The following is a 21,434-nucleotide window of genomic DNA, read 5'->3' as shown; positions in this document are numbered from 1 at the left end:
TAATGATTTTTATCACTAATCGAGGGAAATCGTGAACTTTAGATGCAGCGTGCTTTATTTCCGTTCTAGCCTTGCTGGCTCCGCAGGTAATTTTCGTATTCAACGGTAAACTCGAGTGCATGCTCAAAGTCTGGAGACAGGAGAGAAAGTGCCGCTATGACATCTGCTTTCGATGTGGCGCTTAATGCGATGATTTGAGGTTGGCGAGGAATACGGAACAACGTATGATCGTGAAATGTGATGGTGACGATGGTTCCTATTGCCTCGTCATTGGAGGAATAAACCGTGCTCCACATCCAACGCTGCTGGTCGGTTTCTTCCGTATTTCCCCATTCCCGCGACAGGTCGAAATGGCCTGGAAGTTTGGGTTCGAGATGGAAACCGGACTCTTTAAATTGCCTATGAACAGGTAGGAACAACAGATTGAGAAATGTACCATAAGCAGCATCTCCTGCCTCGTTGTAAGCTTTTTGCAGTATATCTTGATGGTTTAGAAGGATGGTTTCCCAGCTTTCATTCATATGATTTGTAATATAGCTTCCAATCGCAGCAATGGTACTTTCGTCACTTTCCTCAAGAAATGCTTTTAATGGATTTGTATGCTTCATACGTAATCCCCTTTCAATTTTCTTCGATTTTTGGAGTTACATTTCAATCTTACAACATTCATGCAAATGAAAAGGTTTGCCGTATTTTTCTTAGAATCAGCGGGTCTTTAATAAACAAAACCTTATCATGGTGGTTTAATCTTCAAAAAATATAGCAAGACGATAAATGAAGTTGAAATGGAAAATGCGAAACATAATGTGCTTAAAAACTCAATAAACAGGGTACATTCATACAAAGACGAATTCAGGGAGGTAGTACCCATGAGCAAGAAAAAACTATTGATAACTGCAATTGGAGCTGGCGTCACTTATTTAATGAAAAACAAGGATGCGCGAGATAAGCTTGTCCATACGCTGCAAAATTTCAGGAAAAAGAATCGTTAATGGAATGATCGATATTGGGCTTGGCAAATCAGCTTAGATGACAATTGGAAAAGAGAACGACTAGTTGGCTTCGATCATTTATGGTAAGATGTCTAAGACTAATAAACGATAAAAAATCAATCAATAGGAGAAGCAGGGTACAAGATGATACCCTGCTTCTTTTTGTTTGGAAACGTTATATGCTTTGAGTAGCAAAAAGGGGATTGAAAATGCCTACTATTATTGCGAAACCATTTGATCAAGAAATGCAAAACCTGTTAAGCGATATACATTCCGCCTATCACGCAGGGGAGCTTAGCCAAAAGGACAAATCAGAGCTTCCGGAAAATATTTACGTCATCGAGGCTGAGGACGAGATGGTTGGATACGGAGTCGTTTGGGAGTACGATAACGCCAAGCAGCTGATTCAGAAAGCAGAACAAGATTATTTTAGCGATGATGAGAAGTATTTGGAGCGGGACTTTTATATTGAGATTAAAAACAAAAAGAACTTTGTATTTATAGAAGCACTTGATGTTTTAAAGGAATTTGAAGGCAAGGGTTACGCTGCTGCCTTTATTCAATGGGTAAAAGCAAAATATCCGAATAAAAAGATATATGTATACACGTTGGATAAAACAAGGAACTTTTGGTATAAGCAAGGCTTTGAGCCTTTGGGAAATACTGTATGGATGACTTTTAACTAAAGGTTAAAAATGGGCCTAGGCTGCTGTCTCAAGGATAGAGGTTTATGTCGATTATATCGTTTTATTATGCTATACTTACTTGTTATGTCTTAAAGGAACGGTTTTTGGAAATGCTATGCGATTATAAAAAGCAGCATGATTGAGAATATAAGGCTTCAAATGAAGGAGAAAAGATGACTTTTAATGATCTAAATTTTAGCCCTGCAATACTGAAGGCGCTAACCAAGGAAAACTACACAAAGCCTACGCCTATTCAGGAGCAGGCCATTCCCGTCGTACTAGCGGGCAGAGATTTGTTTGGCTGCGCTCAGACAGGGACCGGGAAAACGGCTGCATTCGCATTACCCATCATTCAGTTATTAAGCGGCCAACCCGCTAAACCGGGGGCACAGCGACGTATTCGCTCATTGATTTTGACACCTACAAGAGAGCTTGCTCTCCAGATAGAAGAAAACATGCGTGCGTACGGACAATTTACCGACTTGCGCAGTGTAGCTATCGTGGGCGGCGTTTCACAGAAGGTTCAAGAGCGTGCACTTCGACAAGGCGCTGATGTTATTATTGCCACTCCAGGCAGACTTATCGATCTTATTAATCAAAAGTTTGTTGATTTGCAATATGTACAAATATTAGTGCTTGATGAAGCAGATCGAATGCTCGATATGGGTTTTATTCACGACGTGAAGAGAATCATCGCCAAAATGCCAAGAAAAAAGCAAACACTCTTTTTCTCGGCTACGATGCCTCCAGAAATTTCGAAGCTTGTCAAAACGCTGCTTGTTAATCCGGCGAAAGTGGAAATAACTCCAGCTTCCTCAACAGTGGATCGAATAGAGCAATCTGTCTATTTTGTAGATAAAGGTAATAAACAAGATTTATTGAATGACCTGCTGCAGGATAAATCCATCGCTTCGGCGCTTGTGTTTACTCGGACGAAGCATGGTGCAGATCGCGTAGTGCGCGGACTGACTAAAGTGAATATTTCTGCACAGGCTATTCATGGAAACAAGTCTCAAAATGCCCGCCAAAATGCGTTAACTAATTTTAGAAGCGGTGCAACTCGAGTACTGGTTGCCACAGATATTGCGGCGAGAGGTATCGATATTGACGAGCTTTCGCATGTCATTAATTTCAACCTTCCTAATATTTCAGAAACGTATGTTCATCGCATTGGCCGTACAGGCAGAGCTGGATTAAGTGGAATCGCCATCTCTTTTTGCGAAGTGGATGAAATTCCTTATTTGAAGGATATTGAGAAAATGATTCGCAAAACTATACCTGTAGTAACCGAACGTCCTGATGGGGTTCTGATCAGTTAAGCAACGAAGAAAGCCGAAATATAATAAATTGACCTAGGGGTGATCGTCTGAGAAAGCAAAAGCCAATGTCATTCGAAGATTTATTGAAGGAATTGCAAGGACAGAAGTCGATTCAGGAAGATCCGAATCATGTTTCATTTGATGATTTGTTTAAAGAATCGTTTATGAGCAAGCATTCCAGCTTTACAAGCTTTAGCGCGTTTCTTGAGAAGGGCAACTTTCAAGTAGAAACAAGAGAAGATGTTCAGAACATTCCGGATGAACTATTTGATCGTCACGTTGCAAGAGAAACGGATTTTGCCAATTGGCAGTCTATGCTCGATACAGCAACTTCGGAATATAGCGGCAAGTAGAACAGTAGAAGTGCCAGCATTGCATAATTATAGGCAAGTAGAAGCTTGAGCCCATCGCGGCTTGAGCTTTTTTTTGTTTATTTTGAGGTTAATTTCACATTGTAATGAGCCATTCACGCTCTGTTCATATTCCAAACGTAAACTTCAGCTATCAAGAGAAGGAATGGAGATGGTTGAACATGTTTCTAGCGCTGCGCGAATTGAAATATGCGAAAGGCAGATATTTTCTAATTGGATTAATAATGGTTCTGGTCGCATGGTTAACCTTTATGGTTTCAGGATTAGCCAATGGGCTTTCATCAGATAATGCATCCATTCTAAAAAATATGGACGCCGATTATTTCGTGCTTCAGACGGATTCCGAGCATAAGCTGACGCGGTCCGCACTAGGTACCGAGAAGCTGGAAGAGGTCAGGCAATTAGAAGGACTCTCACAATCCGAACCGCTTGGGCAAACGATGCTCTCTGTATATCGGAATGATTCCAAGAAGAAGATAGATATTGCTTTGTTTGGCATCGAGCCAAGCGGGAAGGTAATGCCAAGTATTACTGAAGGGAAAAGCATGGGGGCAAGCAATGAAGTGGTCGTTGACTCCTCTTTAAAAGAACAAGGCGTGCAAATTGGCGATACGCTAGGGGATCAAGAGCTCGGCATTGAATGGAAAGTAGTCGGCTTTGCCACTAATCAGAAGTTCAGTCATACGCCGGTAGCATTCATGGATATCCAAAATTTTAATAAGCTGATGCAAGCATCCTTTGGTAAACAAACAGCTTCCTATAACGCTATTGTCATTCATACAGATAAACTAAACAAAGAATCATTGCAAAAGAGTGTAGCAGATACGGAGGTTATTACAAAAAAAGAAGCGGTACAGGGCATTCCGGGTTTTAAAGAGGAGCAAGGCTCCCTGACGATGATGATCGCTTTCTTAATTGTTATTGCCGCTTTCATACAAGCTGTTTTCTTCTATGTCATTACACTGCAGAAAATTAGCCAATTTGGAGTGTTGAAGGCAATCGGAGCAAAGACGTCCTATCTGGCAGCAAATTTAGTGGGTCAAGTATTGCTTTTGGCCATTGTGGCTGTTGCAATAAGCATCGGACTTACTTTTGGCGTAAGTGCAATTTTGCCAGCGAGCATGCCTTTTGAGTTAGGTGTAAATATATTGTCTCAATATTCCGGTTTACTTATTCTAGTCTCGATTATCGGCGCGTTGCTGTCCTTAAATCGGATTGCAAAAGTAGATGCGATTGAAGCGATTGGGAGGGTTGAATAATGAAGGAAAAACTTATTCTTGAGCATGTAAATAAAGTGTATGGCGAAGGTGAAACGGCTGTTACGGCGCTGCAAAAGGTTTCTTTAAGCGTAAAAGCAGGTGAGTTTGTCGCTGTTGTTGGACCATCGGGTTCGGGCAAAAGTACTTTTCTTTCCATAGCGGGGGCGCTGCTCTCACCGTCAAGCGGACGGATTTTAATTAATGAGAAGGATGTCACGAATTTATCCTCTAGCGAATTAAGTGAGGTTAGAGTCAAAAATCTTGGTTTTATTTTTCAAGCATCCAATCTTGTTCCTTATTTAAGAGTAGTGGATCAACTGCTGCTCGTATCGAAGCTAGCAGGTACAGATGGAAAAGAAGCGCTTGTGAAAGCTAAAGCGCTTCTTGAGAAAGTAGGACTGCTGCATCGGATGAATTATTATCCTGAGAAGCTGTCCGGCGGAGAACGCCAACGGGTTGCCATTGCTAGGGCATTCATGAATGATCCCGGCGTTATTCTAGCCGACGAGCCGACAGCCAGCCTCGATTCTAAACGGGGTAGAGCGGTAGTGGAGCTCATGGCTACTGAGGTTAAGCAACGGGGTAAGGCGGCTGTTATGGTTACCCATGACGAGCGTGTATTGGATTTATGTGACCGGATCGTAACGATCAAGGACGGTATGCTTTTTGAGCAAGATGATCATGCTGCTGCGAGCAATAGGCCAGATGCAGTCGCACATAGGTGAATGAAGGTTGATTAAGCAGTGTTCTCTTGCACGTCTTGCATCAAGCTTAGATGGGATGTTTCTGAAGGTCTATGACCTTTAGGGACATCCTTTTTTTCTGAAATTCCCCTTGAGGAAGAGGGAGTGTGAGTTCATCGGCAGCAACTGTTTTGGGAAAATGCGTTTCGGTTCATACATTGCATGTTTAATAAAGTAAGACCCTGCTGCAGCTAATATTGAATATGCATATAGTCAGGTTGAGAGTTCATACAGAAGGAGATGAGACGATGGGCAAATGGAAAACATCGCGGGTTTGGCGCAGTATTGGTTTGCTATTGCTCATGCTTTGCTGCATGACGTTAATCGTATCTGCTTCTAATCCGAATACCCCTGAAGGTTTTTTAATTATCGCACATCGCGGGGCTTCTGGTGATGCTCCTGAGAATACGATGGCTGCCTTCGAGCAAGCGGAACGTCTAGGTACTGATTTTATCGAATTTGATGTACAGCTAAGTAAAGATGGTGAACTAGTTGTCATTCATGATGATACGGTGGATAGAACGACGCAATATACTGGCGCTGTGGACGATTATACATTAAATGAACTTGAAAATATGGATGCCAAGAATGATGAAAAAACAGACGATACGGATGAGAAGATCGTTTCTTTCGAAGAAGTTATGCATCGTTTTGCTGGAAAGCTAGGCATGCTCATCGAGATTAAAGAATCAAAGCTTTATCCTGGCGTGGAAGAGAAGGTCGCTGAGGTCGTACGTCGTTATGAGCTTTTGCTCCAAGTTAATGGCTTAGAGAAGGGCCGGAATTTTACAGCGGTTGAACATGTCAAAAATAGCGTGGGTATCATTATTCAATCCTATGACTTTCAATCGACCCGTCTGATTCACTCCCTGCTGCCGGACATCCCAATTGCTGCGCTTATTCAAGAGGATCAGCATCCTCTGTCAGAGAAGACGCTGGATGAACTTGTTTCTTTCGCGGATTACATTCATTACAATCATGAATTGCTTGACGAGAAGATTGTAGAGCAAATTCATCATCGCAACCGGAAGGTCATGGCGTGGACGATACAGTCAGAGCAAGATATGATACGGATGAAAAAGCTCGGAGTGGATGGGGTTATTACCGATTTTCCGGGGTAAGGAACATACAAGAAACTCTACTCCCTTCTATACAAAATTATTCAATCAAATACAAATGTTGCCATAATGTGAGGTTTGATGAATAATAGGGGAGAAGGGTGGGATAGTCATGAAAATGGCTTTTACTGTCGATGTAGAGGATTGGTTTTGCAGTCCGAACCTGTCTCTTTCCGAATGGGCTGATTGCGAAATAAGGCTTGAGCAGCCCGTTCATCAAATATTGGACCTTCTGGACGAATATGAGGCGACGGGCACTTTTTTTGTCCTAGGCTGGATCGCTGAGAAAAGGCCTGATTTGGTGAAAGAAATATATCGAAGAGGTCATGAAATTGCATCACACGGCTATTCCCATCGTCTCGTTTATGATCAATCAACACTAGAATTTAAAGCGGATATTAGGCTGTCAAAAGATATTTTAGAGCATTTGATCGGTTCAAAGGTGAGTGGGTATCGTGCCCCCTGTTTTTCTATGACAGATTGGGGACTTGATATTTTAATAGAAGAAGGATTCTCTTACGATTCTAGTATTAGTCCGAATACACCAAATAACCTATATTCCAAGTTTAATTTGTCCTCGAAAGTTGCACATTCTTTTAAAATAAAAGATCATCTTTGGGAAGTGCCGTTGCCTGCTATTCGCTTAGGCGGCGTTAATATTCCATGGGGCGGCGGAGGGTATTTTCGAATTTATCCTTATCGTTTTTTTTATAGCGGAGCAAGAAAAATTATAGGCGATAAAGATTATTTCGTTTATTATATCCATCCCTATGATTTAGACTACGATCAACCGCAAATTTTTAACACCTCTTGGTCAAATGGCATTCGAAGATACTACGGATTAAGGGATACATACGCAAAAATAAAACAATTATTGTCGGATTTCAACTGTATGTCCATAAGTAAATATGATCCTCAAATCGGAGGGATACATTAGCGTGACCACGAAAACGGAGATTATGTCTAACCGGCGTTTATTGGATGGTGTCGCTTATTTATTTTGCAGAGAAATGGGGATTAGAAGGGTAAAGATACAGAAACCATCGACAGAAGAAGTGAATACGCTCCTTATGAACGGCATTGTATCCGAAGATCTTAAGCTTGTGGAAAAATCATTTGGTTACGCTTGTTATGAATATTACAGGCAGCTTTATGATCCCGATTCCTTTGATCACCTTCTTATCGCAGAGGCTAAAAATCGAAAGAAAATGCTGGACTTGTGCTGCGGGGGAGGGGCTACCGTATTCTCTTTACTTCAGAATGAGCCGGATATTATATATGGAATCGACTCGGATGCGTACCAGATTGGTCTTCTAGAAGCACTGCTCCACAGAAGTGAAGCTTCTAGCAAAGTAGTCACAACGGTAGCAGATGCGCACCATATTCCGCTTGCGAACCATTCCGTTGATTTTGTCGTTTGTAGAGTAGCGCTGCAATATCTTCAGGTGGAGCAGGTGCTGCAGGAGGTTTTTCGTGTTTTGTCCCCGCGAGGAAGGGTGTTTTTTCTCGTACATGGCTCGGGATATATTTTGGATTATTTATTTGCGCGCAGAGCTATATTGAATAAAAAAAGTTTGAAATTTGCAATACACAAGCTTTTTCATTTAAGCAGTAAGCCTAAGGCGTTTAACCGCGCGCAAGCGAATTTTTTGACCGCAAAGGATTTGAATGAGAAGCTGGCTGCTGCAGGATTTCGAGACATGAAGGTGCACACCCATAAAGAATGGATGAAAATGGGGGTGTTTCCGGTTTATTTTGCGGTAACGGCGGAGAACTGAATATAGTCTGCTCAAAGACAACAGTAACCCAAGGTAAGTAGACCTTGGGTTATTGCTGCTTGAATATGTACTTTGTTTGCACTTTCGAGTCAAAGCACATATTAAATACTGCGTACGCTGTCTCTAATCATAAGTTCTGTACCAAGCATGACATGGTGAATGATTTCTTTACCTTCGAGCATTTCAATAAGAATTTGCGCCGCTTGGGAGCCTAACTCGTATTTATGCTGGTGAACGGTAGTGAGCGCGGGCGTGCAATAAGCCGTCAAATCAATGTTGTCGAAGCCGATGATAGATATATCATCAGGTACCTTTTTCCCCATATCCTTAACGCCCTGCAAAGCCCCGAGAGCCATTAAGTCGCTTGAGCAAAATATAGCAGTCACTTCAGGACGGCTGGACAATATTTGTCGTGCGGCCTCTCTTCCGCCATGCTCGGAAAATGAACCATTCAGCACAAGTGTTTCATCAAAGGGAACACTGCTGTTTTGCAGTGCTTGTCGGTAGCCCTCTAGTCTAAGCAGGCTTACAGCTGCTTGCTCATGACCGTTTATCATGGCGATTTGGCGATGTCCCGATTCGAGCAGATGGTTGGTTGCTGCAAGAGCACCCGTTGTATTATCCGAAGTAACATATCCAACGTTAGGACCTTGGAGAGTGATATCAATAAGAACGCATGGAATATCAGACGATACGATTTCCTCCAAATAAGGATCGTCTAATCGAATACCCATGATGATAACCCCGTCTACGCCTCGTTCCTGGCATAATGTTTTATATGATTTTACCTTTTGTTTCTGAGGTGTTGTACTGAATAGGACAAGGTCATAATCGAGTTCGCCTGAACGATCATTTATTCCGCAAAGCACTTCGAAAGCGATATTGTCTTTGGAGCTGTCTCTTGTAACATTGGAGAGAAGGAGGCCGAGCGTCTTTGTTTTTTTCGATATGAGCGACCTTGCAGCCATATTAGGGCTATAACCGAGTTGGTCTGCTATAGTCTTAATTTTGAGCCGAGTGCCCTCGTTAACGTCGTCATAGCCGTTCAAGGCACGCGATACTGTAGTAACAGATACACTAGCAGCTTTAGCTATATCTTTAATTGTAACCATACAATACCTCCGAAATGTTGAAAAACATGTAATGTATTATGATAAAAATTAAAAAAAAAATTGACTCTTGTAAATGCTTTCATCATGATCTATAATTCGATTATAACTTATCCGAAACGTTTTGGAAAGTTAGATTGCTTCGTCGAAAATGAGTAAGCATATTTTTTTGCCTCTTTTCCGAAACGTTTCGGATAAACGAATGTTTGTATGATTTAAGGGAATAAAAAAGCTATTACAAGAAGAAATGAGGGAAACACTTGGATTATCGAGTCATCAAAGAAAACGATCTATTCCTCATGACGGACCGGAATGGAGATATTCCGGAAGGTGATGTTTCAGGTCAGGGTCTTTACACAAAAGATACCCGGTTCATAAGCAGGATGGAGATCCGAATCAACGGTCAGAAGCCGATACTGCTGTCTTCAGCAGCGGATGAGAATTATATCTCTACGATTCGCCTTACCAATCCACATATGGAAGAGAAGGGCGAGCTTATCTTGTGGCGTGAGTCCGTAGAAATTGAACGTACACGCTTCATTTATGACGGAGCATTGTATGAGACGTTCAAGCTCACAAGCTATTATCCTAAAGCCATTACATTTGATTTCTCCGTGTTATTGGATGCGGATTTTGCAGATATGTTTGTCGTTCGCGGCTTTCAGCATGGCGATTTGGGAAGAAAGACGGCAGAGAAAAGCGGCCAACGGGAAAGAGTTATTGGCTATCTCGGAGCTGACGATATACGCCGTGAAACGAAGATTAAATGGGATACAAATGAAAGTCGCATAGGCGAGACAGGCGAGCTTCATTTCGATGTGGAACTGAACCATCGGGAAAGCCATGCAATCGCTTTCTATATTGCACCAATCATTGACGGCAATGAGCCGCAGCAGCACGATCCGGCGGAAGCGATGGTTAAGCTTAGACAATCGTACGCGGATTGGAATGGATCATCCACATCCATCCAAACGGATGTACCGCTATTTAACAAGCTGCATCATCGCGGAGTGCAAGACTTAAGAGTTCTGCTTACGGATATCGGATATGGAGCATTCCCAGTGGCAGGCTTGCCTTGGTTCTCAGTTCCATTTGGCCGTGATAGTTTAATTACTGCGCTGCAGATGTTATCCTTAAACCCGCAAATTGCTAAGGGAACTTTGCTCACGATGGCCGCTTATCAAGGCCAGAATGAAGATGAGTGGCGCGATGAGCAGCCAGGTAAAGTGATGCATGAAATTCGGTATGGCGAACTGGCAAGCACAAATCAGGTTCCATTTACGCCGTATTACGGCACGATTGATGCGACGCCGCTATTCCTTCTATTAGCTGCCGAGTATTATCACTGGACCGGAGATGCTCAGTTTGTTAAAGAGCTAATGCCTCATCTTAATGCAGCGCTCGCTTGGGTGAAAGAATATGGCGACTGCGACGATGATTCCTTTGTTGAGTATTATCAGAAATCGTCTAAAGGGATTGCCAATCAGGGCTGGAAAGATTCTGCGGATTCCGTTGTTCACCGCAACGGCGATTATGCAGAGGCTCCGATCGCGCTTGTCGAAGTTCAAGGTTATGTCTACCAAGCGCTTACAAGGCTTGCCCCTATATTCAAGAGCTTAGGCCACGAGGAACAAGCCGCTGGCATGGAGCAAGATGCAGAACAGCTTAGAGTTCGCTTTGAGCGCGATTTCTGGATGGAGGATGAGCAGTTTTACGCGATTGCGCTTGATAAGGATAAGAAACGCGTAGATTCCGTCACTTCGAATTCAGGACATATTCTAATGTCGGGCATTGCTTCTCCTGAGCGTGCAAGCGCTGTTGCGAAAAGACTGGTTGCTCCTGACATGTTCGGTGGTTACGGCATTCGTACGATGAGTACGGAAGCAGCCGGCTACAACCCGATGAGCTACCATGACGGCAGCGTATGGCCGCATGACAACTCCGTTTGTTTGCTAGGTCTTAGTTATTTAGGCTTCCAAGAAGAAGCGATTACCGTCATGCAAGGACTATTGAATGCAGCAGCAAAGTTTGAGTATTACAGATTGCCTGAGCTGTTTTGCGGGTATGATGATTCGCTTAATGCGCCAGTTCCTTACCCCGTTGCTTGCTCTCCGCAGGCATGGGCAGCAGGGACGCCGCTCACATTTGTACAAGCCTTGCTTGGGCTTCAGCCTAACGCTCTAACGAAGCAGATTACAATTAAGCCTTCTTTGCTTCAAGGGATGAACGAGCTTCTGGTAGAGCAAATGCAAATTGGCAGCGGCGCTCTAAGCCTGCGCGTTACTCGCGGTATCAATGGCTCAGAGGTGGAAATACTGTCTAATCTGACAGGATATGAGCTTCTCATTTCATAGGTTTCACGCTTTATGCTTTATATACAAAGTTCATATTACTAAGGAGGTTGTATGTAAGATGAAGAAAACAGGGGTTTCGATTTTATCTTTAATGCTGGTAGTTGTTCTTATGTTAACGGCTTGCGGCAAGGGCAATGAAGGCAACAAAAACACAGGTAATACAGCAACGAACGGCGGTACAGAACAAGAGGCGACAAAAGAGCCAGCCGCTGAGAAGGTAACCGTTACACTTGCAGGTTGGGGAGCAAGTCCAGAAGAGCAGGATTTGCTAAACCAAACGTTGAAGGAATTTGAAGCAAAATATCCAAATGTAAAGGTTAATTATGAAGTAATTGCCGATCAGTACATGGATGTTATCAAAACAAGACTTATTGGCGGTGAAGGCCCAGACGTCTTCTACCTGGATGCATTCGAAGCACCTGCACTCATTGAGCGTAATGTTCTAGAGCCGCTTGATAGCTATGTGACACCAGAATTTGATGTTGCAGACTTTGAACAGCCGATGGTTGATGCTTTCAAACAAGATGGCGTTTCCTATGGTTTCCCTAAAGATTTCTCTACGCTTGCAATGTTCTACAACAAAAAAGACTTTGCAGAAGCAGGAATTACTGCTCCGCCAACAACTTGGGATGAGCTGAAAGAAGCTGCAGTTAAGCTTACTAAAAAAGAAGGCGACAAAACGGTTCGCTTCGGCTTTGGTGTTGCGCCTGAGCTTGCACGTCAAATGTTCATGATTCAAGCATTCGGCGGTAAAGTAGCAGATGAGAATGGCAATGCTGCATTCGCGGCTCCAGATGCTCTTAAAGGTTTGCAGCTTGTAACGGATATGCACAATGTAGACAAATCATCCGGCGAGCCAAAAGAAGTAGGCGCTGGCTGGGGTGGCGAAATGTTTGGTCAAGGCAAAGCTTCCATCGTATTCGAAGGAAACTGGGCAATTCCATTCTTGGAGTCCAACTACAAGGATCTAGATTACGGCACAGCTGAGCTTCCAACTGTAAATGGCAAACAAGGCACTATGGCTTTCACTGTTGCTTATGTAATGAACAAGGAATCGAAGAAAAAAGAAGCAGCTTGGCAGTTGATCTCCTTCTTGACTGGTAAAGAAGGAATGAAAACGTGGACGAGCAAAGGTTTCGCGCTTCCAACTCGTAAATCGGTATCACAAGAGCTTGGCTACGACAAAGATGAGCTTCGCAGCGCAATTGTAGCGGGCGCTTCTTATGCAACGCCTTGGCAAGCAGGCTCCACACTTCCTACAATCATGAGCAACTTCAACAACCAATTCGTTGATACATTTATGGGTAATTCGAAGCTTGAAGATGCAATGAAAAAAGCAGAAGCTGTTGCGAATAAGGAAATCGCTGCAGCGAAGTAAGCGAGGTGAAGGAGGGAGAGCGCAAGACGCTCCCTCCTTCAAACTCTGATTTTGATATGAAAGGAGAAGGTGCAGCATGAGCCATGTCTCTTCATGGAGAAGAAAGCTGAAAAATAACGTAACCGGCTATCTGTTCCTGCTTCCAACCATTCTAGTTCTTGGTACTTTTTTGTTCTTGCCTGTTTTCTATTCCCTTTATTTATCGGGACATAAGGTTAATCTGCTTGGCGAAGTAAGTTACAAATGGGTAGGATTTAAAAATTTCACGCGTATGGCAGGCGATGAAAGAGCCTGGATAGCGCTTAAGAACACGGCATCCTTTGCTTTGTTTGTTGTGCCGCTGCAAACGGTGTTTGCAATTTTACTAGCTGTTATTTTGAATGCTAAGCTCAAATTCAAAAACTTCTTCCGTATCGTATTTTTTATGCCGACCATTACTTCGTCGGCGGTACTATCACTTATATTTATGTGGATTTACAATTCAAACGGTCTTTTGAACCGAGTGCTTGAATTTATCGGTTTGCATGGATACAACTGGCTTGGAGATCCTGCGGTCGCCATGAAGGCGATCATGCTTATGAATATATGGTCTACCGCTCCATTCTTTATGGTTGTTTTCTTGGCTGCATTACAAGACATTCCTGATGCGCTTTATGAGTCAGCTATGCTTGACGGAGCAGGGGGCTGGAGGAGATTTATTTCCATCACGCTGCCGCTAATCAAGCCTGCGACCTTCTTTACGGTCGTAATGGGTATTATCGGTACCTTCCAACTCTTTGACCAATCTTATATTTTCTCAGCAGGTTCAGGCGGACCGAATAACTCGACCTTGACCGTAGCTCTGCTTATTTATCAATATGCTTTCAAAAATCTCGACTTCGGCTATGCCTCTGCGCTCGCTGTCATGCTGGCTGCTGTCATTATGATCGTAACGCTGATACAGCGTAAGCTATTTGCCGAAGAAAAGCTGAACTAGGAGGGCGACTAGATGGTATTTCAACAATCCAAATGGGGAAAGGCGATTCTTTATTTCCTGTTATTCTCATACGGCTGCATCACTGTTGCTCCCTTTCTATGGGCGCTTTCCTCTTCGTTTAAGCCGCTCAGTGAGATTGTTTCCGGGGGCATCAACTTTATTCCGAAAGAATTCACCTTGCAGAACTATTATGATATTTTCGTGAAAGAGCCGCTTTTCCTCAGGTGGATGTACAACAGTGCCTTGATTGCAGTTGTTGCGACGGTTTGCAATACGCTGTTCAACTCAATGGCGGGTTATGCACTAGCACGTATTGAATTTGCCGGCAACAAGATCATGTTCATCCTTATCTTAGCGGTGCAAATGATCCCAGGCCAACTGACGATCGTACCTGCTTACTTAATTATGAAGCAGCTCGATTTGTTGAACACGTATGCTGCACTGACTTTGCCGATGATGGCGAATGCGACGTTTATCTTTATGATGCGGCAATTTTTCCTTAGCTTCCCCAAGGAGCTTGAGGAGGCAGCCGAGATGGACGGGCTTAATCGGTTCGGCGTGTTTTTCCGCATTGCATTGCCGCTTGCCATACCTGCATTAGCAGCTCAAACGATCTTCGTTTTCATGGGCGCATGGAACGAGTTCCTGAAGCCGCTCATGTTCATGTCCGATAAGTCGATGTTTACGTTAACGCTCGGTCTGAATACGTTCAAAGGGCAGTACATTAGCCACTGGAACTACATTATGGCTGCATCGATGGTATTTACGCTTCCAGCGCTGCTAATTTATGCGTTCTTCAATCGATTCTTTATAAAAGGAATTACGTTTACCGGCGGTAAATAACATAGTAACGAAACGGGGCTGTCCTGAGGTCATTTAGACCTCTTGGGACAGCCCCGTTTTGATGCGTTCACGTATGCATAATGATACATAGTGTACTTAGTGGGCAGGCTGTGAACGGTAATAAGGCTATTTTTTAGCTCTATTTATGCGTATAGGGCTGATTGGGCGAAAATAAGACTAGATTGTAGCTCTATTTTTGTCAGAAACGGATACTATGGGGAAATTGGCAGGTTTTGAGCGGTAATAAGCCTATTTTTTAGTCCTATTTTTGCGAAGAGGGCTGTTTTGATGAAAATAGGGCTAGATTGTAGATCTAAATTTGTTTGAGTCGAGTATGGGGTCATTTGGCAGAAGAGACTAAGTCTATACGCACATTCTCGAAATGATAATGTATGCTGTGCAGGCAATGCAGCTCGTCATTATGGATGTCTAAAGTCGAATTTATCGTGAGGAACGTCAAGACTATGACCATTAATGATGACGGTATCGTTATCGCTCCAAGTGATGACCGCTTGATCCTCGTGAGAGCTCCAATAAATATTTTTGGTTTTATGATTGCGTTTATTGAATACCAATTCACCGCGAATCATAAAAGGAGTAGTCGCTCCTCCATTTATAAGGTACGCTTTTAAACTGTAAGTCCCTTCAGGAGAAGCTGCCTCAATAAGAAATTTCCCTTTCGGCAGTCTGCCCATATCATAGAAGAGCCAATAAACACCATAACCAATGGTTAAGGTGATGAATGTGCAGATAGAAATAAATATGATGAGCAGCGTTTTTAAAATTTTCTTTTTCTCGGTCTTCGCTTGAACATCAATATCTTCATCGAACACGGATATTACCTCCTGGAAAATTTGGATAACATTAGAATATCATAAGTTGAACTCAGGAGAAACGAAATGCGAGTCATTACAACAATTAGATATAAAAAATGCCCTGCCGAATAAAACAAAAAGCAGCCCAATCGGGCTGCTTTTTACTTTATTAATCGGAGCTGGGAAGCAGCAAGAACTTATTCCTTAACCGCGCCAATAACAATCCCTTTTACAAAGTAACGCTGCAAGAAAGGATAAACCAACAGAATCGGCAAGGCGCCGATAAAGATCTGCGATGCGCTAATGGTTCTTTGCGACATATTGGCAACCATTTGCGGATCAAGCTTAGTCATATCCTTTTGAACGATAATCGTTTGCATGAAGCTTGCAAGAGGCAGCTTCTCGGCATCCTTCATATAGATAATACCGTCGAAATAGGAATTCCAATGTCCGACCATAATAAACAAGGAAACCGTTGCAATCGCAGGTAAGGAGATCGGCAAATAGATCATGAAGAAAGTACGAAGCTGGCCTGCTCCATCAATAAAAGCAGCTTCTTCCAGATCCTTAGGAACAGTACGGAAGAAGTTTAGCAAAAGAATAACGTTATAAACGCCGACTGTACCTGGTAGGATAAGCGCCCATAAAGTATTCATTAGTCCGAGCTTAAGGATGAGGAGGTAGCTTGGAATAAGTCCGCCTGCAAATAGCATCGTAACGACAAAATACCAAAGATAAACGTTGCGAGCACGGAAGATATGAGAATCTTTGGACAGCGCATAAGCAGCAAGTGTACTAACTAGCATAGCAAGCGCCGTACCAAGGATGGTCCGCTGTGTCGACACCCACAAGGAAGTTAGGAAATTGCTGTTGTCGAACGTCTTGGCGTAGGCTTCTAATGTGAAACCGATCGGCCAAAAAGTGACCAATCCCGCGTTGGCGGGAGCGGACGCACTCATGGAAACCATGAGAAGGTGATATAGCGGCAGCAAGCATAGTATGGAAAGAAGAATCAAAAACACATTGTTAAATATGCTGAAAATACGGTATGGCAGTGTTTTATGGTGCATACGTTGTCACCCTTTCTAGAAGATTCGGTAACCGGCAAATTTATAAGCAAGACGATAAGAAATTACGATTAGAATTAAGCTGATCATCGATTTGAATAAACCTACGGCTGTTGCAAAGCTGAATTGACCGCTGAGTAGACCTTCACGATAGACAAAGGTGTCAATAATATCACCCTGCTGATAAATCAAAGGACTGTACAAGTTGAACACTTGGTCGAAGTTTGCATTCAGTACGTTACCAAGCGCCAAGGTTGCAACTACAATCGCAATTGGAATGAGTGATGGAATCGTAATATGCGTCGTTTGCTTGATACGGCCTGCACCGTCAACTTCAGCAGCTTCATAAAGTGCTGGATTAATACCGGCAAGCGCTGCAAGGAAGATAATCGTATTGAATCCAAATTCCTTCCACACATCACTAAAAATAATGGTGAAGCGGAACCAGGCGCCATCGCCCAAAAAGAAAATCGGCTTAATGCCGAATACATTGCTAATAAATTGATTAATAATTCCTGTCTGTGCGAGCATATCGATCAAAATTCCGGATAGCGTGACCCAGGAAAGGAAATGCGGCAGATAGACGAGCGTTTGGATTGATCTTTTGAGCCCCATGTTCCTGACTTCATTCAGAAGCAAAGCAAAAATGAACGGAATGATTAAGTTCAGCACGATTTTGGAGCAAGCAAAAAATAGGGTGTTCCACGTAATTTGCAAGAAATAATCATTTTGAAACATGTATTCAAAATGCTTCAAGCCTACCCATGGAGAGCCCATCATTCCAAGTGAAGCTTTATAATCTTGAAACGCCATCATAATACCTGTCATCGGTATATAGGAGAAGATGAAAACCGAAAGTACCGCCGGCAGCACCATGAAATGCAGCATCCAAGGTTGTTTATATTTGTGTTTTGTTTTTGCTCGTGGTGTGGTCTCCAAAGTCACTTGCTTTTCTGTGTTTGCTTCCATAGCTATCCCCCGTTCCATAAAATTGGTTTGTGTATAATAAGAAACCCTGCTATATATAGTAACAAGCATTTCTCTTACTGGACTATAGGACAATGTTAGGATTGATATGGTTTTGTTAGGGGATATCGTCTGGAGGAATGAATGATGGAGATTAGTAACGGTCTTGCTTTTGTCAAAAGAAAGATGGGTGCTCGGTTTAGCCTGTTTTCTAAAATGAATGGGTTGATCTTAATTTTGTTCATCCCCATTGTGATCATGTATACGTATTCAAACGACGTGGCCTTTAACGTTGTCAGCAAGGAGCTTAAGCTATCGAACACGAGGCAGTTGTCCTTTTTGTCCAGTCAAATTGACTCGCGGATTAATCAGATGGTCGATTTCTCCAATACATTCTCGAAAGATCCGAATGTGCAGAGATTTAATGGGCTTAAAATATGGGAAGATCGTTATGACCGCATGCAGACCCGCTTTATCGTTCAAGAGAAGATGGCACTGCAATCAGGCGTCATTAACATATGGCCAGTCAGATACACCGTTTACTCGCAGCAAAACAAAGAGTTGATATCAAATTACAACAATCCCGCAGAGTACGATGAGGAATTTTTAAAGCGAAACATGAGCGGGAAATGGACCTATGGCAATGGCGAACCCAAGGCGGAGAATGAGCCCAGTTACTTCCATTGGTTTTATACCGAATCATATGGCCAGCAAGGTAAACTGAATGGCAGCAATCTGGTCATTGAAGCGAGCTTCAGTTATGAAAATATCCAAAACATGCTGGACACCTATAAGTCAGGCGGACAAGGCGATCCGATTTTTTATCATAAAGGGGACGCTCCGATTACGAATCGCAGTGCGGATCAACAGCTTTCAGGAGAGTTGGTTTCCTACTTGGACGAGCAGTCGCTGGAAGATACAACGCAGCAGGTAGTGAAGCTGCATGGTGAGAACTATTTGGTGAGCTCGGTTAAATCAACTTATTTGGGCTGGCATTTGGTTGACGTTGTTCCGCTCGACCAAATATTGAAGCCGATATCGATCACTCGCAATTTGTTTTATGTTTCGATGATTTTGTTATTTGTTGTGGGCATATCTGCTTCCATCCTGCTTTACCGTAATGTGCAGCGGCCGATCAGGCAATTGATCAAAGGTTTGCAAAGCGTGCAGCGGGGGGACTTCTCGTTTCGGATCAGCTCAAGCGTAAATAATGAATTTTCATTTTTATTTTACCGTTTTAACGATATGTCACGACAAATCCAAGACTTAATTGAAAATGTGCTGAATGAAAAAATTCGGTCAAGGGAAGCCACATTGAAGCAATTGCAGGCGCAAATTAATCCGCATTTTCTATATAACTGTCTGGGCTATATAATTAATATGGCACAAATGAAAGAACAGGAAGCGGTTGTGTCGATGGCATACAACTTAAGCGCCTATTATCGCTATACGACTCGAACGGAGAGACAAACCGCCGCGCTGGACGAAGAAATTAAATTACTCATTAATTATTTGGACATTCAGAAGCTGCGCAACGGCAGAATTGATTATACAATAGATATCCCAGCAGAAATGCTGAAGCAGCGCATACCGCCGCTTATGCTTCAACCTATCGTAGAAAATGCGGTCATTCATGGTATAGGAAAATCCTATACATCTGGAGAAATTCGAATTACCGGCGAGATGTCAGACGGGTTATGCAAAATATATATCGATGACGATGGGCCGGAGCTTGAGTCAAGTGCGCTTGAAGCGTTGAATGCAAAAATGAGCGAGCCATTGAAAGAGGAAATGGGCTGCGGTCTTTGGAATACGAATCAGCGTATCATTCATCAATTTGGCGATAAATCTTATTTATGCTTCAAAAAATCGCCATTAGGAGGATTTCGGACAGAAATCGTATGGGAAACAGCATCTGGAGAAGAACAGAGACCTTATCCTACTTTACAAGGAGATACACAACATGCAGATGATAATCGTAGATGATGAAGCACACTGGGTAGAGAATTTATCGATGCACAAGCCTTGGCATACACTTGGTATTGAGCAGGTTCATAAAGCTTACTCTGCGCATGAGGCGCTTCAAATTATAGAAACGAATCCCATTGATATTGTCATATCCGATATTTTAATGCCCGAAATGACGGGGCTTGAACTCATAGAGAAAATACGAGAACGCGATAAAAGAATGAAATGTATTATTTTATCAGGACATTCGGACTTTGAATTTGCCAAAAAAGCGGTTCAAAATCAAACGGTAGATTATTTGCTAAAGCCGCCGTCGGATAACGAGCTGTTCAGCGCGGTTAAGACTGCGATTGATCAATTGCAAGCGGAATGGGAAGCGGTCAGCTCACAAGAGCGGACGGAGTATACGCTGAGGGAGAATCTGCCGCTGCTGCGCGGTCAGTTGCTGATTGATGCGCTAAAAGGCTACCGAATGTCTGCTGATGAATGGACTCGAAAGCTTGAAAGCTATGGCTTGCCGTTCAGTTATGGAGATTGCACATTGCTGCTTGTACGTATGGAAGAGGAATTTGGGCAATATACAAGTAACGGTCAACAGCTGATGGAATATGCCATTATCAATATGGCGGAAGAGATCTTCAGTGAATTTTCTGAAGTATGGGGAGTTAAGGAGGAGCATGGTTATTTGGTGTTCTTGCTTCAACTGAGGGATAAGGGTTCAATCCCTGGAAAAGAGAAGATTTTGGAGAAGCTTGCGATTCAGCTTCAGCATAAAGTAAAACAATTTTTGAAGGGCTCCTTATCCATCGTACTATCAGAATCTTTCAAGTTTCCTGAACAGCTTCAGGATAATTATCGCAAATCGTTCGCTTACTTTAGGCAAATCGTAGGGGACGAGCGAGAATTTGTTATGCGAGTCGGCGATATGGAGCCAAGCGTATCGCATGGTCCGTTGGACGCTCTTTATATGCCGCCGTCTTTGATCAGCTTATTAGAGGCGGGGCGCTGGGAGGCTGCGGAGGATAAGCTGGTGGGCGTTTGCGCGGAGCTCGACGAGAGATGGTCCGACTCATGGGAGCATTGCATGGAGGCTGGATTTTTGATCGCCTCCTCGTTCACACAGCTGGCACATCGGAATGGGCATACGCTGGTCAAGCTGCTAGGGGCAGATATGGAGCCTTTGCAAAGCGGAGAAGCTTTTACATCGATCAGCAAGCTGCGCAAGTGGTCGCTTAACGTGCTTTCGAAGCTGAAGGACGGCACCTCAAGTGAAATTAAAGATATACGTTCTTCTTATGTGAAGAAGATTCAACATTTCGCGGAGGAGCATCTTCACGAAGACGTTTCTTTGCGAGCGCTCGCTGACCATGTGAATTTGCATCCTACCCATCTGTCCAAAATATATAAGATTGAGACGGGTGAAGGCATAAGTGATTATATATCACGTCTGCGCATGGAACGTGCCTGCCATAAGCTAAAAACAACAAGCAAAAAGATTTATGAAATTAGCATGGAAATCGGCTATTTGGACCCGGCTTATTTTATCAAAGTGTTCAAACGCCAGTATGGTGTAACACCGCAGGAATATAGGGACGGCAACCAATAGCCTAACAGAGTCCTATGGAAACTAACAATGTCCTATAGATACCCCCCCGTACAAATTGTTAAAGTTACTCATGTAAGGATCTTACA

20 protein-coding genes are annotated in these 21,434 nt (G+C 43.1%); 15 read left to right on the top strand and 5 right to left on the bottom strand.

The features are described 5' to 3' along the window. Positions 1-65: 65 nt before the first annotated feature. The gene (locus BK120_RS31845; RefSeq protein WP_076271491.1) at positions 66-608 is read right to left on the bottom strand and encodes a DUF6022 family protein; all 543 of its coding nucleotides are present in this window, start codon (positions 606-608) and stop codon (positions 66-68) included. A 261-nt stretch (positions 609-869) separates the two neighbouring features. Between BK120_RS31845 and BK120_RS36205 the strand changes: the two genes are divergently transcribed. The 9 genes from BK120_RS36205 to BK120_RS31805 all read left to right on the top strand — a co-directional run bounded on the left by BK120_RS36205 (position 870) and on the right by BK120_RS31805 (position 8,266). Continuing rightward, a complete protein-coding gene (locus BK120_RS36205; RefSeq protein WP_256711082.1) occupies positions 870-992 on the top strand; it encodes a hypothetical protein in 123 nt (40 codons plus the stop codon). 209 nt (positions 993-1,201) lie between these two features. Beyond that, positions 1,202-1,678: a GNAT family N-acetyltransferase gene (locus BK120_RS31840; protein WP_076271490.1), complete on the top strand. Its 477-nt coding sequence runs from the start codon at positions 1,202-1,204 to the stop codon at positions 1,676-1,678. 173 nt (positions 1,679-1,851) lie between these two features. Then, positions 1,852-2,997 (top strand): DEAD/DEAH box helicase, encoded by a 1,146-nt coding sequence (locus BK120_RS31835; RefSeq protein WP_083682686.1) that lies wholly within the window; start codon positions 1,852-1,854, stop codon positions 2,995-2,997. Positions 2,998-3,062: 65 nt separating this feature from the next. Then, complete coding sequence (locus BK120_RS31830) at positions 3,063-3,350, top strand: hypothetical protein (RefSeq protein ID WP_076271489.1); 288 nt, start codon at positions 3,063-3,065, stop codon at positions 3,348-3,350. 104 nt (positions 3,351-3,454) lie between these two features. Beyond that, a complete protein-coding gene (locus BK120_RS31825) occupies positions 3,455-4,627 on the top strand; it encodes an ABC transporter permease (protein WP_305953931.1) in 1,173 nt (390 codons plus the stop codon). Beyond that, complete coding sequence (locus BK120_RS31820; RefSeq protein ID WP_179089941.1) at positions 4,627-5,352, top strand: ABC transporter ATP-binding protein; 726 nt, start codon at positions 4,627-4,629, stop codon at positions 5,350-5,352. The genes BK120_RS31825 and BK120_RS31820 overlap by 1 nt, the downstream gene beginning before the upstream one ends. Positions 5,353-5,618: 266 nt before the next feature. After that, complete coding sequence (locus BK120_RS31815) at positions 5,619-6,491, top strand: glycerophosphodiester phosphodiesterase (protein WP_076271486.1); 873 nt, start codon at positions 5,619-5,621, stop codon at positions 6,489-6,491. Positions 6,492-6,600: 109 nt separating this feature from the next. Beyond that, on the top strand, positions 6,601-7,425 hold the full coding sequence (locus BK120_RS31810) for a polysaccharide deacetylase family protein (RefSeq protein ID WP_076271485.1): 825 nt from the start codon (positions 6,601-6,603) through the stop codon (positions 7,423-7,425). A 1-nt stretch (position 7,426) separates the two neighbouring features. Beyond that, positions 7,427-8,266 (top strand): class I SAM-dependent methyltransferase, encoded by an 840-nt coding sequence (locus BK120_RS31805; RefSeq protein WP_076271484.1) that lies wholly within the window; start codon positions 7,427-7,429, stop codon positions 8,264-8,266. Positions 8,267-8,367: 101 nt separating this feature from the next. Here the strand turns inward: BK120_RS31805 and BK120_RS31800 are convergent, their stop codons facing one another. Beyond that, entirely contained in the window at positions 8,368-9,378 is a 1,011-nt protein-coding gene (locus BK120_RS31800) for a LacI family DNA-binding transcriptional regulator (protein WP_076271483.1), read from the bottom strand. Positions 9,379-9,635: 257 nt separating this feature from the next. Between BK120_RS31800 and BK120_RS31795 the strand changes: the two genes are divergently transcribed. The 4 genes from BK120_RS31795 to BK120_RS31780 all read left to right on the top strand — a co-directional run bounded on the left by BK120_RS31795 (position 9,636) and on the right by BK120_RS31780 (position 14,926). After that, positions 9,636-11,729 carry an amylo-alpha-1,6-glucosidase gene (locus tag BK120_RS31795; RefSeq protein ID WP_076271482.1) on the top strand — a complete coding sequence of 698 codons (2,094 nt, stop codon included), beginning with the start codon at positions 9,636-9,638 and terminating at the stop codon, positions 11,727-11,729. A gap of 58 nt (positions 11,730-11,787) precedes the next feature. Then, complete coding sequence (locus BK120_RS31790; protein ID WP_076271481.1) at positions 11,788-13,107, top strand: ABC transporter substrate-binding protein; 1,320 nt, start codon at positions 11,788-11,790, stop codon at positions 13,105-13,107. A 76-nt stretch (positions 13,108-13,183) separates the two neighbouring features. Next, positions 13,184-14,083: a carbohydrate ABC transporter permease gene (locus BK120_RS31785; RefSeq protein ID WP_076271480.1), complete on the top strand. Its 900-nt coding sequence runs from the start codon at positions 13,184-13,186 to the stop codon at positions 14,081-14,083. A 12-nt stretch (positions 14,084-14,095) separates the two neighbouring features. Next, the gene (locus tag BK120_RS31780) at positions 14,096-14,926 is read left to right on the top strand and encodes a carbohydrate ABC transporter permease (RefSeq protein ID WP_076271479.1); all 831 of its coding nucleotides are present in this window, start codon (positions 14,096-14,098) and stop codon (positions 14,924-14,926) included. 419 nt (positions 14,927-15,345) lie between these two features. On the opposite strand, the gene BK120_RS31775 is transcribed toward BK120_RS31780, so the two are convergent. The 3 genes from BK120_RS31775 to BK120_RS31765 form a co-directional block, all read right to left on the bottom strand. Further along, positions 15,346-15,759 (bottom strand): DUF5412 domain-containing protein, encoded by a 414-nt coding sequence (locus BK120_RS31775; protein WP_372239035.1) that lies wholly within the window; start codon positions 15,757-15,759, stop codon positions 15,346-15,348. Positions 15,760-15,938: 179 nt separating this feature from the next. Beyond that, positions 15,939-16,811 carry a carbohydrate ABC transporter permease gene (locus tag BK120_RS31770; RefSeq protein WP_076271478.1) on the bottom strand — a complete coding sequence of 291 codons (873 nt, stop codon included), beginning with the start codon at positions 16,809-16,811 and terminating at the stop codon, positions 15,939-15,941. A 15-nt stretch (positions 16,812-16,826) separates the two neighbouring features. After that, complete coding sequence (locus BK120_RS31765; protein WP_076271477.1) at positions 16,827-17,777, bottom strand: ABC transporter permease; 951 nt, start codon at positions 17,775-17,777, stop codon at positions 16,827-16,829. Between the two features lie 141 nt (positions 17,778-17,918). Between BK120_RS31765 and BK120_RS31760 the strand changes: the two genes are divergently transcribed. Beyond that, entirely contained in the window at positions 17,919-19,760 is a 1,842-nt protein-coding gene (locus BK120_RS31760; RefSeq protein WP_256711081.1) for a cache domain-containing sensor histidine kinase, read from the top strand. Next, a complete protein-coding gene (locus BK120_RS31755) occupies positions 19,738-21,348 on the top strand; it encodes a response regulator transcription factor (RefSeq protein WP_076271475.1) in 1,611 nt (536 codons plus the stop codon). Before BK120_RS31760 ends, BK120_RS31755 begins: the two co-directional genes overlap by 23 nt. Positions 21,349-21,434: the final 86 nt, after the last annotated feature.

The organism is Paenibacillus sp. FSL A5-0031 (assembly GCF_001956295.1).
In the GTDB taxonomy this organism is placed as follows: Bacteria; Bacillota; Bacilli; order Paenibacillales; family Paenibacillaceae; genus Pristimantibacillus.
Note: the sequence above shows the minus strand (reverse complement) of the source record. Positions and strands in the feature narration are given on the sequence as shown.

Coding starts and splice junctions, on each gene's coding strand:
- BK120_RS31830 (WP_076271489.1), top strand. CDS start 3,063: ATGTCATTCGAAGATTTATTGAAGGAATTGCAAGGACAGAAGTCGATT.
- BK120_RS31845 (WP_076271491.1), bottom strand. CDS start 608: ATGAAGCATACAAATCCATTAAAAGCATTTCTTGAGGAAAGTGACGAA.
- BK120_RS31800 (WP_076271483.1), bottom strand. CDS start 9,378: ATGGTTACAATTAAAGATATAGCTAAAGCTGCTAGTGTATCTGTTACT.
- BK120_RS31765 (WP_076271477.1), bottom strand. CDS start 17,777: ATGGAAGCAAACACAGAAAAGCAAGTGACTTTGGAGACCACACCACGA.
- BK120_RS31810 (WP_076271485.1), top strand. CDS start 6,601: ATGAAAATGGCTTTTACTGTCGATGTAGAGGATTGGTTTTGCAGTCCG.
- BK120_RS31820 (WP_179089941.1), top strand. CDS start 4,627: ATGAAGGAAAAACTTATTCTTGAGCATGTAAATAAAGTGTATGGCGAA.
- BK120_RS31785 (WP_076271480.1), top strand. CDS start 13,184: ATGAGCCATGTCTCTTCATGGAGAAGAAAGCTGAAAAATAACGTAACC.
- BK120_RS31840 (WP_076271490.1), top strand. CDS start 1,202: ATGCCTACTATTATTGCGAAACCATTTGATCAAGAAATGCAAAACCTG.
- BK120_RS31760 (WP_256711081.1), top strand. CDS start 17,919: ATGATGGAGATTAGTAACGGTCTTGCTTTTGTCAAAAGAAAGATGGGT.
- BK120_RS31835 (WP_083682686.1), top strand. CDS start 1,852: ATGACTTTTAATGATCTAAATTTTAGCCCTGCAATACTGAAGGCGCTA.
- BK120_RS31780 (WP_076271479.1), top strand. CDS start 14,096: ATGGTATTTCAACAATCCAAATGGGGAAAGGCGATTCTTTATTTCCTG.
- BK120_RS31755 (WP_076271475.1), top strand. CDS start 19,738: ATGCAGATGATAATCGTAGATGATGAAGCACACTGGGTAGAGAATTTA.
- BK120_RS31825 (WP_305953931.1), top strand. CDS start 3,455: ATGAGCCATTCACGCTCTGTTCATATTCCAAACGTAAACTTCAGCTAT.
- BK120_RS31790 (WP_076271481.1), top strand. CDS start 11,788: ATGAAGAAAACAGGGGTTTCGATTTTATCTTTAATGCTGGTAGTTGTT.
- BK120_RS31770 (WP_076271478.1), bottom strand. CDS start 16,811: ATGCACCATAAAACACTGCCATACCGTATTTTCAGCATATTTAACAAT.
- BK120_RS36205 (WP_256711082.1), top strand. CDS start 870: ATGAGCAAGAAAAAACTATTGATAACTGCAATTGGAGCTGGCGTCACT.
- BK120_RS31815 (WP_076271486.1), top strand. CDS start 5,619: ATGGGCAAATGGAAAACATCGCGGGTTTGGCGCAGTATTGGTTTGCTA.